The 17,651-nt window shown below is 65.1% G+C and carries 13 protein-coding genes; 6 read left to right on the top strand and 7 right to left on the bottom strand.

Going from position 1 to position 17,651, the window contains the following annotated elements; genetic code table 11:
* The first annotated feature begins 144 nt into the window (after positions 1-144).
* On the top strand, positions 145-1,059 hold the full coding sequence (locus VM94_RS26225; RefSeq protein ID WP_138829000.1) for a hypothetical protein: 915 nt from the start codon (positions 145-147) through the stop codon (positions 1,057-1,059).
* 70 nt (positions 1,060-1,129) lie between these two features.
* On the opposite strand, the gene acpA is transcribed toward VM94_RS26225, so the two are convergent.
* Positions 1,130-3,250: an acid phosphatase gene (gene acpA / locus VM94_RS26220; protein WP_046686057.1), complete on the bottom strand. Its 2,121-nt coding sequence runs from the start codon at positions 3,248-3,250 to the stop codon at positions 1,130-1,132.
* A gap of 164 nt (positions 3,251-3,414) precedes the next feature.
* On the opposite strand from acpA, the gene VM94_RS26215 reads away from it, so the two are divergent.
* Positions 3,415-4,695 carry a cytochrome-c peroxidase gene (locus VM94_RS26215; protein WP_409929614.1) on the top strand — a complete coding sequence of 427 codons (1,281 nt, stop codon included), beginning with the start codon at positions 3,415-3,417 and terminating at the stop codon, positions 4,693-4,695.
* A 137-nt stretch (positions 4,696-4,832) separates the two neighbouring features.
* Positions 4,833-5,165: a hypothetical protein gene (locus tag VM94_RS26210; protein ID WP_034747273.1), complete on the top strand. Its 333-nt coding sequence runs from the start codon at positions 4,833-4,835 to the stop codon at positions 5,163-5,165.
* Between the two features lie 30 nt (positions 5,166-5,195).
* Here the strand turns inward: VM94_RS26210 and VM94_RS26205 are convergent, their stop codons facing one another.
* The 4 genes from VM94_RS26205 to VM94_RS26190 all read right to left on the bottom strand — a co-directional run bounded on the left by VM94_RS26205 (position 5,196) and on the right by VM94_RS26190 (position 12,052).
* Complete coding sequence (locus tag VM94_RS26205) at positions 5,196-7,256, bottom strand: sensor domain-containing diguanylate cyclase (protein ID WP_235433021.1); 2,061 nt, start codon at positions 7,254-7,256, stop codon at positions 5,196-5,198.
* Between the two features lie 183 nt (positions 7,257-7,439).
* The gene (locus VM94_RS26200; RefSeq protein WP_046686056.1) at positions 7,440-9,248 is read right to left on the bottom strand and encodes an ABC transporter ATP-binding protein; all 1,809 of its coding nucleotides are present in this window, start codon (positions 9,246-9,248) and stop codon (positions 7,440-7,442) included.
* A complete protein-coding gene (locus tag VM94_RS26195; protein WP_046686055.1) occupies positions 9,238-10,989 on the bottom strand; it encodes an ABC transporter ATP-binding protein in 1,752 nt (583 codons plus the stop codon). Before VM94_RS26195 ends, VM94_RS26200 begins: the two co-directional genes overlap by 11 nt.
* Before the next feature lie 166 nt (positions 10,990-11,155).
* Entirely contained in the window at positions 11,156-12,052 is an 897-nt protein-coding gene (locus VM94_RS26190; RefSeq protein ID WP_046686054.1) for a phasin family protein, read from the bottom strand.
* A gap of 379 nt (positions 12,053-12,431) precedes the next feature.
* On the opposite strand from VM94_RS26190, the gene VM94_RS26185 reads away from it, so the two are divergent.
* Genes VM94_RS26185 through VM94_RS26175 form a run of 3 tightly spaced genes read left to right on the top strand, consistent with a single transcriptional unit; the run spans position 12,432 to position 14,782 of the window.
* Positions 12,432-13,706, top strand: a complete 1,275-nt coding sequence (locus tag VM94_RS26185; RefSeq protein WP_046686053.1) for an amidohydrolase family protein — start codon at positions 12,432-12,434, stop codon at positions 13,704-13,706.
* A gap of 36 nt (positions 13,707-13,742) precedes the next feature.
* The gene (locus VM94_RS26180; protein ID WP_034747283.1) at positions 13,743-14,261 is read left to right on the top strand and encodes a GNAT family N-acetyltransferase; all 519 of its coding nucleotides are present in this window, start codon (positions 13,743-13,745) and stop codon (positions 14,259-14,261) included.
* A complete protein-coding gene (locus VM94_RS26175) occupies positions 14,258-14,782 on the top strand; it encodes a GNAT family N-acetyltransferase (protein WP_046686052.1) in 525 nt (174 codons plus the stop codon). The genes VM94_RS26180 and VM94_RS26175 overlap by 4 nt, the downstream gene beginning before the upstream one ends.
* 29 nt (positions 14,783-14,811) lie before the next feature.
* On the opposite strand, the gene VM94_RS26170 is transcribed toward VM94_RS26175, so the two are convergent.
* Positions 14,812-16,059: an ROK family transcriptional regulator gene (locus VM94_RS26170; RefSeq protein ID WP_046686051.1), complete on the bottom strand. Its 1,248-nt coding sequence runs from the start codon at positions 16,057-16,059 to the stop codon at positions 14,812-14,814.
* A 102-nt stretch (positions 16,060-16,161) separates the two neighbouring features.
* The coding region (locus tag VM94_RS28405) for a glycoside hydrolase family 32 protein (protein WP_046686323.1) at positions 16,162-17,651 on the bottom strand (1,490 nt) is incomplete at its 5' end.

The following is a 17,651-nucleotide window of genomic DNA, read 5'->3' as shown; positions in this document are numbered from 1 at the left end:
AACTTCCAGCTTAGGCTGCGGCGGCGGATGCTTTTTGATCCGTATCAAGGCCGTGGAACACGGTGCGGGTGCGCCGTTGTGATGCTTGCGTAAGGTAATATTGCGGCAGAACGCAGTGGAATGACTCCAGGAAAAGGTTGGAATGTGCTTGAAACAGTGAATGACGTTTGCATCAACGCCGCTTGCGGCCGGACCTTGCCGCTGCGCGTGGCGCATTGCCCGTTTTGCGGGACGCGCCAGGTGGCGCAAGCGCCTGTTCTGGAGAAAGCAGTGGTGCTGCCCCCGGCGCCCCCGCGCATGCCGCCGCCGGTGCCTGTGGCGCCGCCCACTCCTGCGCCGCAGCCCGCGTCTCAGCCTGCTCCCCAGCCCGTCCCGCCAGCGCCTGCAGCATCGGCTCCCGCACCGACCAAGACGCCGCCCGCCAAGCCTGCCGGCAAAGGTTCGGTGCCGCCGCCGCGCCCGCCCGTGCGCTTGCGCACGTGGATCGCCGCGGCGGTGGTGCTGACCGGTATCTGGTTTTATAACAAGCCTGCAGACAAGCCGGCCAGCGTGGCGGAACAGGTCGAGGCTGCCACTGCGCTGGCGGCGCAGTGCGACCTGGATGGGGCGCGCAGCGCGCTGGCCGTGCTGAAAAGCGCCAAGGCGCCCGCCGCACAGATCAAGCGCTTGCAGGCGAGCATCACCAAGTCTGCCGCCGCGTGCGACAAGCAACAGCAGCGTGCACAGGCGTGGACGGCCTTGCAAGACAGCGTCAACCAGGCGCTCGACGCGGGCAAGCCGGACCTGGCCGCCACGCGCCTGGCCATCTATGTAAAACGCTGGGGCGACGATCCCGACACCCTGGAACTCGACGCCAAGGTGAAAGTGGCGCAGGCAAGCGCCCAGCTGGACTTGGCCGACGCCTGCCTGGCGCGTTCTGACCGGGTCTGCCTGGAAAACAGCCTGATCGCCGCCGAGCGCTACAAGCGGCCGGAACTGGCTGCGCGCACGCAGGCGCTGCGCGCGGCGCTGTCGCAATTGCTCGAACGTTCGCTGCTCGATGCGTCCCCGGGCCAGTAGCGCCAACAACATGTAAAACGCCCGCCGCGGCCAAGCCGAGCGGGCGAATTTTACTCAGGCTTACTCAGCCTTACTCTTGCGGTACCAAGGCCAGCGCGGCGCTGAAGTCGCCCATCGGCTTGCCGCCGTTGGCCACCAGCGCCTTGTCGCGCGTGCTCAAGCCATCGAGTACGGGCAGCGAGAAGCGGTGCGTGATGGCGCGCAGGATGGAGGCTGAATCGTATTGCGTATGATCAACCAAGCCCTTTTTCACGTACGGCGAGACGAGGATGGCCGGCACGCGTGTGCCCGGACCCCAGCGGTCGCCCTTCGGCGGCGCCGCGTGGTCATAAAAGCCGCCGTTTTCATCGTAGGTGACGATGACCAGCATGTTTTTCCATTGCGGACTTTTCTTCAACTGGGCGATGACGCTGGCGATGTGCGCGTCGCCATCGGCCACGCTGGCATAGCCCGCATGCTGGTTCAAGTTGCCCTGCGGCTTGTAGAAGGTCACGGGCGGCAGCTTGCCGGCGCCCGCGTCAGCCAGGAACTGGCTGTCGAAGTCGCGCAAGTGGGCGGCGCGGTAGGCGGGCGCCTTCACGGGGTCCATGTTGGAAAAATAGTTGAACGGCTGGTGGTGGAACTGGAAGTTGGGCGGATTCGGGAAGCTGCCGGCGCGCGCGCTGGCCGTGGCCAGGGCCGTCGTGTCCTTCCAGGCGCCCGCATACCAGGCCCAGTCGATGTTCTTGCCAGAGAGCAGGTCGCCGATATTCGTCTGCGTTTGCGGCGGCAAGGTGTTGGCCTTGCCCGTGTCCGCATACAGCTTGCTGCTGTCGCCCGAGGCGGGCGCGTTGCTGCTGGGCTGGAACGCCGGCTGCATGGTGTTGACGGCGTAGAACATGCCCGTGCTGTCGGCCGGCGTCAGCGCGCCGTCGTTGGCATAGGCGGGCGCGCCGTTCAAGACCGTGGTCGGCGCCGTGGCGGATGGCGTCAGGCGCAGGAAGTTGCCGTTGGCGTCGACGTCGATCTTGGCGATCGAGCCTTTCGCCACCGACGTGTCCGCGTTCGGGTAGGTAGGCGCGCAGGCGCAGATCAGGTACTGGTGCGTGAGGAAGGAGCCGCCAAACGCGCCGATGAACAGGTTGTCGGCCAGCGCATATTGTTTGGCGATGTCCCACAGCTGCATCTTGCTGCCGTCGTAATAGCCCATCGACAGGCCGCCCGCATCGGAATACGCGGCGAACTTGTCGTTGGCGCCGCCGTTGATCTGCATCTGGTTGTTGTAGAAGCGGTGCACCAGGTCGCGCGTGATTACCGATTGCGGCAGGTACAGGGGGCTGCTGGCGTCGTCGATCTGGAACGGCTTGTTGGGCAGGTTGGCCGATTGCGCCTGCGTGATGACGGTGCTCTGGCCGGCCGCCGTCATGCCGCCCCAGGTGGGCGGCAGCACGGGCAGGGTGCTGCCGTCGATGTCTTTCTGCGGCACATACGAGGACGTCGACGTGGGGTTCACGCCCGGTACGCCGTTGGCGCCCGGGAACAGGCCGTACAGATTGTCAAAGCCGCGGTTTTCCGCATAGATGACGACGATGGTCTGGATATTGTTCAGTGCCAGCGCGCCGTTCAGGGCGGCCAGCGCGTCGGCGGGCGCCGCTTGCGTGCTGGCGCTGGCGATCAAGGCCGTCACGCTGGCGTTTTCCGCCTTCAGTTTCGCCTGCTCGTCGCCGCTGGCCTTGTTGAAGTCCGACGCCAGGCCCGCTTCGGACACACCGATGCGCGCGGCCAGCTTGCCGCTGGCAACCGCAAAGTCGCCGCCATTGCCATCCATGACTTGCGCCAGTTCCGTCGACAGGGCGCTGACGAAGGCGCTGTGCCCGGCGGGGGCGCGCAGCAGCAGCTTTTGCGTGACTTTGGTACCGGCATCGCCGACGACTTCATGGCGGATGGCGTCCGTGCCCACGGTCACCAGCACGGCGCCCTGGCCGTCCAAGGTGTAGCTGCCGTCGGCTGCCGTGCGCACGGCGGCGGAGGCGCTGTCGCACGTCAGCTTGGCGGTGGCGCTTTCCAGGCATACCTGGGCGTTTTCATAGTAGCTGCCGATCACCTGGCCCGTGGTGCTGGGCGTGATCGCATAGTTGCTGCCGCAGGCGGCCAGGCCCAGCGACAGCAAGATTGGCAGGGGACGTAAGACGGGGCGGGCTTGCGGTTTCATTGTTCATGCCTTTTGGGTGGAAAACGTCGCATGCTAGGCAGGCAATATGTCAGCTCCATGACATGTCAGCGCCTGTTACATGACGTAATGTACGGACTTGATACATTAGGTTTTGCAGGGTTTTGTCACGCAGCTGTCACATGCCGTTGCTACGCTGCCAGCCCATGATGAAAACGAACTTCACCTTGCTGCTTGCCGCCGTGGCCGCCTGTCTGCTGGCCGCCTGCCATCCTGCAGCGCAAAAAGAAGCCGTCGCCAAGCCCGCCTATCTGTCGGGCGCCTACGCGCCCACCCTGCAACGCCAGCCTTCCGTGGCCCAGATGACGGCCATGGGCCGCGCCATGTTTTTCGAGCCCAGTCTGTCTGTCTCAGGAAAAATGTCGTGCGCCAGCTGCCACAGTCCCGAGCACGCGTACGGCCCGCCGAATGGGCTGGCGGTGCAGCTGGGCGGCCCGGAATTGAAGGATGCGGGTACGCGCGCCGCGCCCTCGTTGCGTTACCTGCAGACGGCGCCCGCCTTCACCGAGCACTATCATGACGACGATGGCGATGACAGCGTCGACGCCGGTCCCACGGGCGGGCGCAACTGGGATGGGCGCGCCCAGTCGGGCCACGAGCAGGCGCTGGCGCCATTGTTGTCCAAGCGCGAGATGGGCAACCGCGATGCGGCCGCCGTCGTCGCCAAATTGAAGGCGGGCCCCCTGGCGGCGCAGTTTCGCCAGACGTATGGCGCGGATATCTTCGAGCAGCCGGGCCAGGCCTTGCGCTGGGCGCTGATGTCGCTGGAAGTGTTCCAGGAAAGCCCTGCCGATTTCTATCCGTACACGAGCAAGTACGACGCCGTGCTGCGCAAGCAGGCCGTTTTGAGTCCGCAGGAAGCGCGCGGCCTGGCTCTGTTCAACGATGAACGCAAGGGTAATTGCGCGTCCTGCCACATCAGCCAGGTCACTTCCGGCGGCGCCTTCCCTCAATTTACCGATTACGGCTTGATCAATATTGGCGTGCCGCGCAATGGCAAGCTGCCCGTCAACGCGGATCCGGCGTTCTTCGACATGGGCTTGTGCGGCCCGGACCGCACCGACTTGATGGCGCACAAGGAGTACTGCGGCAGCTTCAAGACGCCGTCATTGCGCAACGTCGCCCTGCGCAAGGTGTTTTTCCACAACGGCAGCTTTGACAGCCTGGAGCAGGTGCTGCGCTTCTACGTACAGCGCGATACGGCGCCGCAAAAATGGTATCCGACGGATAAGAACGGCAAGGTGCGCAAATACGACGACCTGCCGCCCGGCCTGGTGGCGAACGTGAACGTGGAAGCGCCGTTCGACCGCCAGCCGGGCCAGGCGCCGGCCCTGAACGACGCGGAGATCGCCGATGTGATCGCCTTCCTGCACACCCTGACGGATGGTTATCAGGCTCCCCCTCCGGTACAGGGAAAACATGGCTAAAAGATATCAAGATACCATTGCTTACAACTACGCCACAAAAGCCTGTTTTTATGTGCGTTAGCGCACGCTAGAAAATTTTAGGCAGGTGTATATTGCGAACTGATCTGTGTCTTTTGATAACAATGAAAGGGAATACCATGAAAGCAAGCAAAAATTGGATGACCGTGTGCGCCGCCGGGATGATGGTTGTGGCACTGGCTGCCTGCCAGAAGAAGGACGATGTCGCCGCCGCCGGTCCTGCGGAACAAGCTGGCCAAAAGATCGATGCGGCCGCTGCCAAGGCTGAAGCCGACATCAAGGATGCCGCTACCAAGGCCGACGCTGCCGTGAGCCAGGCCGCTGCCGATACGGGCGCCAAGATGGACCAGGTCGCCGCCGACGCGGACAAGAAAATGAGCGAAGCGGCCGATGCCGTGGGCAAGAAAGTGGAAAAAGCCGGCGAAAAGATGCAGGACGCCGCGCACAAGTAAGCACGCCATCAGCGCGCCCCGCAGCTGCCGTCAGGTGATGGCGGCTGCGGCGACGCCTTCGCTGGCGCCAGCCTGGCTGCCCTGCGCCGCCGTCCCTGCACTTGCACCATCCACCCCGTCCGTTCCCCCCAGCACCACGCTCAAATCGACAAAGCCGTCACGCCACGCGCGTTCCAGGTCTTGCTCCACCGCTTCCAGCGTCGTTTTTTCCACGTTCTGAAAACCGCGCAAGCCATACGCCCGGTTGCGTCCGTGCGCCTTGGCCAGGTACAGCGCCATGTCGATCAGGTTGACGCTGCGTTCCCACGTGAGGGGCCGTCCCAGCGGCGCCAGCGGATACGGCGCAAAGCCCACGGACACGTGCACCTGGATGGTCTGCCCCTGGTAATGGATGACTTGCGCCGCCATGCCATTGAGGATGCGCCGCGCGATGTCGTCGAGCCCGTCACGCGCGACGGCCGGCAGGAAGGCGAGGAATTCCTCGCCGCCCCAGCGCACGATCATGTCCGTTTCGCGCAACACGTCGTGCAAGGTTTCGGCGATCGTCGTCAGCACCAGGTCGCCCGCCGCATGGCCGTAGCCGTCGTTGATGTGCTTGAAATGGTCGACGTCGAGCAGGAACAGCGCGCCCACGACATCGCCGCCGGCATAGGATGGCTGCGGCTTGCCCGCATGGCTGCGCATGAATTCCTGGAAATGGCGGCGGTTGTACAGGGCCGTCAGCGGGTCGCGCGAGCTCTGGCGCTTGAGTTCCTGGTTTTTCACCTTCAGCTGCACGTTCGCATGGCGCACCTTGCGGTATAGCAAGCCAACGATGGCGGACGCCATGGCCAGTACCAGCGCCAGCAGCCACCACACGCGCTGCTGCAGGCGGCGGTTGTCGATTTCCGTGCTCTTCAGCTGGTTTTCGCGGCTCAGCAGCTCGATCTGGCGCTGTTTCTTTTCCGCCTCATACTTTTCTTGCAGCTCATACACGGCCTTTTGCCGCTGCTGCTCGAACAGCTGGTTGGAAATGCCCCGCTCGCGGTGATACGCCGTGACGGCGCCGCGCAGGTCGCCCGCCTTTTCCAGCGCCATGCCGTATTCCAGCAGCACGGCCTGCATTTCCGGCTGGTTGGCCGTGCGTTCGTAGTAGGCCAAGCCCGTGGCCACGCTTTGTTTGCCTTCTTGCAACCGGCCCTGGCCGATCAGCGCCTGGCCGATATTGAGCCGCGCCGTCGCCTCCACCTGCTCATCGTTGACGAGGCGCGCCGCCGTGATGGCTTCATTCGCGTAGCGCAGCGCGCGCGCGTAATCGCCCTCCTTCAGGTAGCTGTCCGACAGATTGACGAGGGTGACGGCGACCATGGCGCGCGCGCCCAGCTGGCGTTCCAGCGCCAGGGCCGCCAGCAGGGCGCGCTGGCCCCGCTGCGGCTGCTGCGCGTCGAGCGCCAGGCCGTATTCCGTATTCTTCGCCTGCGCCATGCGGCCCGGCGACGCCAGGGTGCTGGACACGGCCAGCAATTCATCGAGCACTTCGAAACCCTTGTCGTATTCGCGCATCTGCGTGTACAGCAGGGTGAGGGCATTCAGGGCGGCGGCCAGGCTGGACGGGGATTTGCTCTGGCGCGCCAGGTCGACGGCCGCCTGCAGCTTGGCCAGCGCAAACGGGAAATTGCCTTCCTCGGCCCACGACTGGCCCGCGCTGATGGTGGCCTGCACGCGCACGGGCAAGTCGTCCGTGCCATTGGCGATGCGTTCCGCTTCAAAGGCCAGCAGGTGCGAGGCGCGGCGTTCGTTCCGGGCAAACGTGATGTAGGCCTTGTTGAGCATGCCCTTCGCCAGCGCCACGTCGCTCTTGTTGATGCGGGCGTAGGCGATCAGCTCTTCGGCCAGCTGCATGGCGATATCGTTCTGCCCCAGGCGCATGCGGGCGTTGCTCAGTTGGGTAAGGAATTCCGCGCGCACGGGCAAGGGGGCGCTGCGCGCCTGGGTTTCCACCTCTTGCAGACGCTGCAGGGCGCGCGCGGGCACGAAGCGGCCATCGTCGCGCACGGCGGCAAGATACTGCTCCAGGTTGCCGACCTGGGCGTGCGCGGCAGGCGGCAGCATGCAGGCCAATACCAGCAGCCAATGCGCCTTTCGCCATGATGCCCGTCTCTGTCTGCCTGCCAACGTCCCGCTCCCGCAATAACCACCTGTCTGTAACAGATTATATTCTGTTGCAATCAAGAAATATCATGCGCACCGCAGAAATTTGCGAAAGTGCACACGGCGGACGTTGACAAGGCGCTATTACTGCGCCAGTTGCTGCAGCAGGTACAGGCGCTGGTACAGGCCGCCTTCGATCTGCATCAGGGCGTCGTGCGGCCCCGCTTCCGTGATGCGGCCGTGATTGAGCACGATGATACGGTCGGCCTCGCGGATGGTCGACAGGCGGTGGGCGATGGCGATGATGGTGACCTTGCCGCGCAATTCATTGAGGGCCAGCTGCACGATCTGCTCCGTCTGGCTATCGATGCGCGACGTCGCTTCGTCGAGCAGCAAGATGCGCGGCTGGCCGGCCAGCGCGCGGGCAATCGCGATCAGCTGCTTCTGCCCCGACGACAGGCGCGAGCCGCCTTCGCCCAGCGGCGTGTCGTAGCCGTGTTCCAGCGCGGCGATGAAGTCGTGCGCATGGGCGGCGCGCGCGGCCGTCTCGATCTGCTGCTGCGTGTAGCCGCGGCCCATGTCGATGTTTTCGCGCGCCGAGGCGGCCAGCAGGAAGGGGTCTTGCGGCACCAGGCCCACGTCGGCGCGGAAGTGCTCGTTGTCGATGCTGTCGAGGGCCACGCCATTGATGGCGATGCTGCCCTGCGTGACGGGGTAAAAGCGCAGCAGCAGGGACAGCAGGGTCGACTTGCCGCTGCCCGTGTGGCCGACGATGCCGAAGAAGGCGCCTTGCGGTATCGTCAGCGACAGGTCGTGCAGCACGGGCTGGTTTTCCACGTAGGCGAAGGTCAGCTTCCTGATGTCGACGGCGGGCAGTTCGCTGCCCGTTTGCGCCTGCCGCAGGGCCGGAGTTTCCCGTCCCTGCGCGTGCTCGAGCGCCTGTGCTTCGTCCAGCAGCGCCGAGACGCGCGCCGTGGCCACCACCGATTGCTGCAACTGGCTGAACTGCATGGTGATCTGGATCAGCGGCTCGATCACGCGCGCGATGTAGCTGATGAACGCATACAGCACGCCCACTTCCACGGCGCCCATCTCGCGCCGGCCGAAGTTGAAGATGACGACGGCCAGCAGCACGATGTTGAGCATGTCGAGCGCGGGGCGCAGCAGCCAGGCGTTGGCGCGCAATTCCTGCATGCGCGCCGTGTAGTGGTCCTGGTTGATGTCCGTGAAGCGCGCACCGAAGCGTTTTTCCGCGTTATTCGCCTGCAGTACGCTCATGCCGCCGATCGATTCGGCGATCTGGCCGTTGATCTCGCTGCGCAGGGCGCGCGCGCGCGTGACGGCTGGCGCGCTCCAGCGCTGGTACAGGAAGACGATGACCAGCACGGCCGGCAGCAGGGCCAGCACGATCAGCATCAAGCGCCAGTCGAGGAAAGCCATGGCGGCCATAGTGCCGACCAGGACGATGGAGCTGTCGAGGATGACGAACAGCACCTGCACGTACAGCGATTTCACGGCTTCCGTGTCGTTGGTGACGCGGCTGACCAGTTGCCCCGTGATGGCGCGGTCGAAGAAGGCCATCGGCAGGCGCAGCACGTGCTGGTAGACGGTTTCGCGCAGGCGCTGCACGGAGCGCATGGCCAGGCCGGACAGGCGCACCAGCTGCAGATAGCGCAGGCCGGAAGCGATCCAGCCCGTCAGCAGGCAGCCGCCCAGCAGCAAGGACATGCGCGTCCAGTCCAGGTTGCGCGGCAGCAGATGCTGGTCGATCAGGGCCTTGCCCAGTATCGGGCCCGTCACTTCCAGGGCGGCGGCGATGATCAGCCAGAACGTGGCCCAATATAAATGGCGCAGGTCGGGTGCGGCGGCGCGGCGCAGCAGGCCGATGGCTTGCGCGGCCTGGCGGCGCACGGATTGCGTGGCGGTGGTGGCTTGGTCGGTCTTAGATGGCATCGAGGCTGGCTTCCAGTTGTTGATAGCGCCACTGGCTGGCATACCAGCCGTCGCGCTGCATCAGCGCGTCGTGGTTGCCCGTTTCCGTGACGTGGCCGTCGCGCAGCACCAGGATCAGGTCCGCGTTGACGACGGCGCTCAGACGGTGGCTGGCGATGATGGCGCTGCGCTCGGGGCGGCGCGCGCGCAGTTCTTCCAGGTGCTGCAGGATGCGCGTTTCCGTGCCCGTGTCGACGGCGGACAGCGCATCATCCAAGAGCAGCAAGCCGTTGTCGGCCAGCAGGGCCCGGGCAATCGCCACGCGCTGGCGCTGGCCGCCGGACAGGGTGATGCCTTTCTCGCCCACGTGGGTGGCATAGCCCTCGGGGAACTGCAAAATATCGTCGTGGATGTCGGCCAGCTGCGCCGCCCGCTCCACTTCCTCGCGCGTGGCGCCGGGACGGGCCAGGGCGATATTGTCGGCGATGGTGGCGGAGAATAAAAATGACTCCTGCGGCACCCAGCTGATGGCCGCGCGCAGCGCATGCAAAGTGTAGGCGTCCAGCGCCTCGCCATTCCACGTGGCCGTGCCCGATTGCGGCGTCACCTGGCGCAGCAGCACGCGCAGCAGGGTCGACTTGCCGCTGCCCGTCGGGCCCACCAAGCCCAGGGTCTGGCCCGGTTCCAAATGCAGCGAAATGCCGGACAGGGCCGGCGCCGTCTGGCCAGCATAGGCAAAGCCGACGTCCTGCAATTGCAGGGGGCCGGGCGTGAGCGTGGCGATGGTGCCGTGGTCGTCGATGGCCAGCGGGGCGTCCAGCATCGGTTGCAATCGCTGCCAGGCGGCGCGCCCCCGTTCGATCAGCGAGAGCACCCAGCCGGCGGCGAACATGGGCCAGATCAGCTGGCCCAGGTACATGGAAAAGCTCGTCAGCGCGCCGATGGTCAGCTGGTCTTGCCACACGAGGTAGCCGCCCAGGCCCAGGGTCAGCGCCGTGGCGGCTGTCAGGGTCAGGCCGACGGCCGGTTCGTACGCCGCTTCCCAGCGCTGCGCCGTCAGGCTGGCGTTGGCCGCATGGCCGGCCAGGGTGGAAAACTGCTTGCTGCTACGCTCTTCCAGGCCCAGTGCGCGCAAGGTGCGCACGCCCGACAGCGATTCCTGCACATGGTCGTTCAGCGCCGCAAAGCGTTTTAAGGAATCCGTCGACGCCGTGTGGATGTGGCTCGAGATGCGCCAGAAAGCCAGTCCCATCAGGGGGAAAGGCAGGAGGGCGATGCAGGCCAGGCGCCAGTCCACGCCCAGCAGCATGATGCCGAGCACCATCAACAGGGTCAAAGTACCGTCGAAGCCGGCCAGCATGGCTTCGCCGGCGGCCATTTCGATGGCGTCGATGTCGTTCGTCGCCAGCGCCATCAGGTCGCCCGTGCGCTGGTTCTGGTAGAACGACGCGCCCTGCTGCGACATGCGCGTGTAAAAGCGCGTGCGCAGCATCACGCCCAGCTGGTAGGCGGCCTTGAACAGGGTGATGCGCCAGCCCACGCGCAGGAAGTAGATGACGACGCCGACGGCGAGCAGGGTCAGCAGCTCAAGCCACAGTTCGGCCGCCGTCATGCGGTGCGCGGCCAGCGCGTCGATGATGGCGCCCACGCGGCGCGGAATCCAGACGGTCAGTGTTGCCACGCCTGTCAGCATGACGGCAGCGGCGGCATACGCCGGCCAATGCTGACGCACGAAGCCGGCGATGAGCCTCGATAAACTCATGGTTACCTTTTGTTTTATAGTAATGGGGTGTCGCGGGGCGGAAGGGCGGGCACGCGGACGGAAAGTACGCGTAGGATACAACAAGGCGGAAAAGCGCGCTGTGGACGGGCACGCAAAAAACGGGCCGTAGCCCGTTGTTTTGCTGCGTCAGTACTGTGCGCGAGGCTTACTTGCGGCCGCTGCCTTTAGCGCCACCCAGCATGTCGAGCTGTTTCGATGGCGTGCCTTTGGGCGCTGCCTTGGCTGCCGGCTTGGCGGCTGGCGCAGGGGCGTGCTTCACTGCGGCCTTGGCCACGGTCTTGCCGGCGGCGCTGGCTGGCTTGGCGGCCGGTTTGCTCGAAGGGAATGGCTTTGCGGCTGGCTTGGCCGGTGCTGGCGCGGCCGCTTTCGCTGGTGCTGGTGCAGGTGCGGCGGCGGGTGCAGGTGCGGGCTTGGCCGCTTCAGGCTTGGCTGCCGGTTTGGCTTCCACCGCTTTCACGGCTGGCTTGTCGGCGGCTTTCTCGGCAACCTTGGCAGGCGCTGCTTCTGGTTTGGCTGCCGGCGCGGCAACGGGAGTAGGGGCGGGCGCTGCCTTGGCTACCGGCTTGGCCACTTCGGCAGGCTTGGCGGCAACGGGGGCAGGTGGCGCTGCTGGCGTCGGTGCAGGCGCAGCGGCAGGCGCAGCAGGTACAGTGGCCAGTGCAGGCTTGGCTGCGGCAGGAGCGGGTGCCGTTGCGGCGACAGGCGCGGCTTCGTCGAGGCGGGCCTTGGCCGAGGCCAGCAATTCCGCCTGGGTGCTCGAGGCGATGCCGAACAGCTGGCGGCTGTAGGCCAGCACGCTCTCGATGTTCGGCTGCGCCTGGCTGCTGCTGTAGCTGAAGAAGTCGCGCGGGTCCTGCGTTTCCAGCAGGTGCTGCGCCGTTTCCGCCGTCTGCGAGATGGCGGCCTTACCGGCGTTCAGGTTCAGCGCGATGATTTTCTCGGCGCTTTCAAAGACTTTGCTGGTGAGGGTACTGAAGATTTGCAGCTGGCTTTCCAGTTGCGACTTGGCGGCGCTGGAAAATTGTTCAGGAAGCGGAAACATATTTACTCCTTTGTACGGATTAAAATGCTGGCAAAACGCTCTGCAAAATCCCGAAAACCAGAGTTGGCCGCGTTTTGTAAAGTAGGTAGCGTGCTAAACAGCTGATCATAGACTTTTTATGATGCAACGCAATATGAATATTCTAGCGGTGATTCGAGTTAGTTGAAAGCTATTTTCTCAAGGGCGTGTGCCGTGTGCTGGCTTCATTCATGCGCCTGGCGGCATTTGCCGGAAGTTTGCGCCCGCGCAAAGCGTTGTCATGGAATCTATGGCTACGCTTTTGCCAGTGACTATATTCTTGCGCTGCAGCATTCTTGAAAGATACGATGACAATGCACTGGAAGCGCCAGGTACCGTAGTCAACCGAAGGAGTGTCCGCATGGACCTTGTCATCCGCAATGCCAGCCTGCCCGATGGGCGCCGCGCCATCGATATCGCCATCGAGGGCGGCCGCATCGCCGCCGTCGGCCCCGCCTTGCCCGTGACGGGCGCGCAAGAGATCGACGCCGCCGGCGACCTCGTCACGCCGCCGTTCGTCGATGCCCACTTCCACATGGACGCCACGCTCAGCTATGGCTTGCCGCGCGTGAACGCGTCCGGCACCCTGCTCGAAGGCATCGCACTGTGGGGCGAGCTGAAACCGCAATTGACGCAGCAGGCGCTGGTGGACCGCGCCCTGCAGTATTGCGACTGGGCCGTGGCGCGGGGCTTGCTGGCCATCCGCTCGCACGTGGATATCTGCGACCCGCGACTGCTGGCCGTCGAAGCGCTGCTCGACGTCAAGCGGCAAGTGGCGCCGTATCTCGATTTGCAGCTGGTGGCCTTTCCGCAGGACGGCATCCTGCGCAGCCCCGGCGCCTTCGACAATCTGAAGCGGGCCATCGCCATGGGCGTCGACGTGGTGGGCGGCATCCCGCATTTCGAGCGCACCATGGCGGACGGCGCGGAATCCGTGCGCCTGCTGTGCGAATTCGCTTGCGAACGGGGACTGATGGTCGACATGCATTGCGACGAGTCGGACGACCCGCTGTCGCGCCACATCGAAACCCTGGCCTTCCACAGCCAGCGCCTTGGCATGCAGGGCAGGGTGACGGGCTCGCACCTGACATCCATGCATTCGATGGACAATTATTATGTGAGCAAACTGCTGCCGCTGATCCGCGAGGCGGGCGTGGCGGCCATCGCCAATCCCCTCATCAACATCACCCTGCAGGCGCGCCACGATACGTATCCGAAGCGGCGCGGCATGACGCGCGTGCCCGAGATGCTGGCTGCCGGCATCCCCGTCGCCTTTGGCCACGACTGCGTGATGGACCCGTGGTACAGCCTCGGTTCGGGCGACATGCTGGAAGTGGCGCACATGGGACTGCACGTGGCGCAGATGACGGGCCAGCAAGCGATGCACGACTGCTTCCTGGCAGTGACGGAAACGCCGGCGCGCATCCTGGGTCTCGACGGCTACGGCATCGCGCCCGGCTGCCATGCGGATTTGCTGATCCTCGATTGCGGCAGTACCGTGGAAGCGCTGCGATTGCGCGCGGCGCGGCGCCTGGTGCTGCGGCGCGGGAAAGTCGTCAGCGAAGCGCCGCGCGCGCAATCGCGCCTGCACCTGCCGGGGCGGCCCGAAACGGTCAATTTCCGCCTGGGCCGCTGATACAATCAGCCATCACTTGTTATCGGGAGCACCGCCTTGAAAGAAATTGACATCCGCCCGGCCAGCGAAGCCGACTTCGACGCCATGTGGCCGATCTTCCAGACCCTGGTGGCCGGCGGCGACACGTATTCCTTCCCCGCCGATACGACGCGCGAAGCATGCCACGCCTACTGGTTCGGCCCCGGCGTGCAAAGCTTTGTCGCCACCATGGGCACGGAGCGCCTGCTGGGCATGTACAAGCTGGTGGCGAACCAGCCTGGCCATGGTTCGCACGTGGCCAATGCCTCGTTCATGGTCGACCCGGCCGCGCAGGGCGTGGGCGTGGGCCGCCTGCTGGGCGTGCACTGCATGGAAGAAGCGCGCCGCGCGGGCTACCTGGCGATGCAGTTCAACTTCGTCGTCAGCACCAACCTGGCCGCCGTCACCTTGTGGAAAAAACTGGGCTTCACGGTTGTCGCCACCCTGCCGCTGGCCTACCGCCACGCGCAGCTCGGCTATGTCGACGCCTACGTGATGTACCAGCTGCTGACCGATCCGATGCAGTGGCCGGCATGACGGATACGGTCATCGTGATTGAAACGCCGCGCCTGCGCCTGCGTACCGCCAGTGTCGATGATGGGGCGTTTTTCCTCGGGCTGGTGAACGAGCCGACCTGGCTGGCGACCATCGGCGACCGCAACATTCACACCGTGGACGCGGCGCGCGCGGCGCTGGAAACGGGCCCGATCGCGCAGCAGCAGGAACTCGGCTACTCTTTCTATATCGTCGAGCACCGCGGCGATGGCGTGGCAATCGGCATGTGCGGCCTGATCAAACGCGCCACCATGCCGGGTCCCGATATCGGCTACGCGCTGCTGCCTGCGTATTGCGGCCAGGGCCTGGCCTGGGAGGCTGCAGCTAGCGTGCTGCGCCATGCGCGCGACGTGCTGTGCCTGCCGGCTGTGTATGGCCTCGTGTCGCCGCAGAACCAGCCTTCGATCAACTTGATCAACAAGCTCGGTTTGCGCTTCGAACGCTTTTCGCGCCAGCCTATCGTTGGCAAGGACATCAATATCTATCGCAAGAGTTTTTCTTAGTCTCTATAGAAAACAACGCGACAGGACCTTTACTTGAGGAACAGGTCGCGGTCCGGCGCGAAATGCGCGTACAGGGGCAGGAAGGCGCCGCCAACGGCGCGCGCGTCGGAGCCGACGGTGCCGCCGAGCACCTGCGGCCGGGCGATGCCCTCCCAGCTATAGCATTCCAGCGCGCGCTCGACCTGGGCCAGCAATTGTTCGAGCAGGCCGCGGTCGAAAGAGCCGTCGATAATCACCCCCTCCAGGTCGAGCAGGCAGGTGGCGCTGTTGATGCTCAGTGCGATGGCCCGCGCCGCGTCGTCGAGCCAGGCCACGGTGTGCGTGACGAACGGTTCCTGCAGCGCCCGCCCGTCGTGGGCGGCGGCCGGGTCCAGCCCGGCCAGGGTGTACAACTGCTCGAGGTTGAACAGGGAAGCGTCGCCCAGCAACTGGCCCGGCGGGTTCCTGGCGCCGGCCGTGGCCATGCCGAGCGGCAAGGAGCCGACCGCGCCGGCGTTGCCGTGCAGACCGCTGTGCAAATGGCTGTTGATGACCAGGCCGCCACCGATGAAGATGTCGACGAAGACGTACAGGAAGTTCTTGATGCTGCGCCCGCGCCCGAGCACCAGCTCGGCGACGCAGGCGGCAGCCGTGTCCTTGGCGAACTCGACCGGCAACGCCGTCATCGCCTGCACGCGCTGGCCGATGTCGATGCTGTCCCACGCGTTGGCCTGCTCCGGCGCCATCTCGAGCAGATTCTGCCAGCCGCCCAAGCCCAGCGGCGCGGCGATGCCGACGCCGCACAGGCGCGGCAGCAACTTCGGTCCCAGCAGCACGGCCATGCTTTGGAGCGTCGACTCGATCTGGCCGAACACGGTGTCGGGGACGGGAAAGGAATAGGGAAACGACAGGCGCTCGCGCGTCTTGCCGACGAAATCGACCAGCAACACGTCGAGGCTGCGCCGGCCGATCTTGATGCCGATCGAGAAGGCGCCGTCCGGATTGAGCATGATGGGCACCGATGGCTGGCCGACCTTGCCCCGCACGGGCGCGCGCTTGCTGACCAGGCCGTCTTCCAGCAGGCGATTGATGATCAGGGAAATCGTTTGCGTGCTCAGGTTGGTCAGCCTGGCCAGGTCGGCCTTTGGCATGCTGCCGTGCAAGCGCACGGCCTGCAGCACCACCCGCTCGTTGAACTGGCTCATGCCCATCTGGTTCGAGCCGCGCGGCTGCAGCCATGGAGCATCGTCGATGGCTGCTTGCGGCGCGCACGCCTCTTCGGTAAAGCTGTCTGACATGGCGGGGCGGGTCCGGTTTCTACAGGCGTAAAAGAAGGACATTTTATTACATATCCGACGCCCCGCCAGTGGAGCTCCAGATGCTGGAGCTCCCGTGCAGCGTTAGCGCTTGGCCCAGATCGACTTCAAAGGCCAGATGGTCAGATCTTTCAGCGTTGCCGCGCCGCCCACGGCGAACAGCGCGACACCGTTGCTGGACGGTTGCGGGAAGATCTGGTCGGTTAACACCACCTCGTTGCCCGCAAATACCATCACCGACGAGGTGTCGACCACAATGCGCAGGTCCACCGTGCCGGTGCGCAGGGGCAGCGGGGCGGTATGGCGGGCGGCAAAGCTGGCGTTGAAGCTGGCGTCGCCCGATTTGCTGCGGTCGATATACACCTCGCCGGCCACCGCGTCATAACCGATGACGGTTTCTTCGCCATTCGCGCCGGTGCGCACCTTCAGGCCAAAACCGGTGGCACTGCCCGGCTGGAATTTGGCCACGATGTCCAGGGCCTGACCCGGGGCGGGGGTGATAGCTAGTGCTTGCACGCCGGTGGCCACGGAACGGTCCTGGGCGCTGTAGAGCGCCTTGGTGCGCAGTGAGCTGAAGTTGTCCACCGGCTGTTGCACCAGCCGCACCTGGCCGCCGATGGTGCGCAGCGTGAATTCCCGGGCGAAGGTCTGGGCGCTGCGCCATGGGGTGGTGGGCGTGTTGCCAGCGTAGTCCCAGTTGCTCATCCAGCCCAGGCCGATGCGCTTGCCATCGGGTATGCCGTTCCAGGTCACGGCGGCATAAAAGTCGGCGCCGTAGTCGAGCCAGTTGGCTTCTTCCTTGGCAGCGTCTGAAAAAACGATATGGTCGACCAGGATATGGCCCCAGCCGCCCGTGTTTTTGTCCACCACCTGGATCTGCGCGCTCTTGCCCCGGTAGGCATCCACGTTCCAGCTGCGCCAGTTCAGGGTTTCGGCATTGGCGCCGGTTGCGCTTTTCACCACCTGGCCGTTGACCAGCAGGTTCACCGTCGTTTCATCGCTGACGGGCTTGGCTGGCTGGTCCGATGCCTCGAACACGTCGGCAACGATGTGTCCCCAGGCGCCGTCGTTGTCGTCGATGATGACAATCTGGGCCTGCTGTCCGGCGAACTCGCGCACGTCCCAGTTTGTCCAGTTCAGCTCGGAGTCCGCCCCGGTGGCGCTGCGCACGACCTTGCCATTGACCTTGAGCACCACCGCCGTGGGATTGGGGCTGGCGTAGGGATGGTTGCCGCCGCCGATGAGGAAGTTGATGTAGTCCCTGGAGATGGTAAAGGTGGGCGACGTCAGGCTGCCCTTGGCCACGTCACCGGCCCCGATGAGGGAATTGAACACACCCGAGCCCAGCTTGCCGGCTGCCGCTTGCCGGTCGGCGTCGCTTCCTGCGGCAACTTTTTGCCCTACCACGTCGCCGGAGGCCGTCCAGCCCAGGTCGGCGTAAGTGGCATTGGGCGGGCCTTCAAAACCGGCGCCCGGGAACAGCAGGGTTCCCGCAGGCACCGTGCCGTCGCCCGCACCGGGCAAGCGCGGATGGCGCCCGCCGCCGACCATCAGATTGATGTACTTGCTCGTGA

This window comes from Janthinobacterium sp. KBS0711 (genome assembly GCF_000988085.1).
GTDB lineage: Bacteria > Pseudomonadota > Gammaproteobacteria > Burkholderiales > Burkholderiaceae_D > Janthinobacterium > Janthinobacterium lividum_E.
Note: the sequence above shows the minus strand (reverse complement) of the source record. Positions and strands in the feature narration are given on the sequence as shown.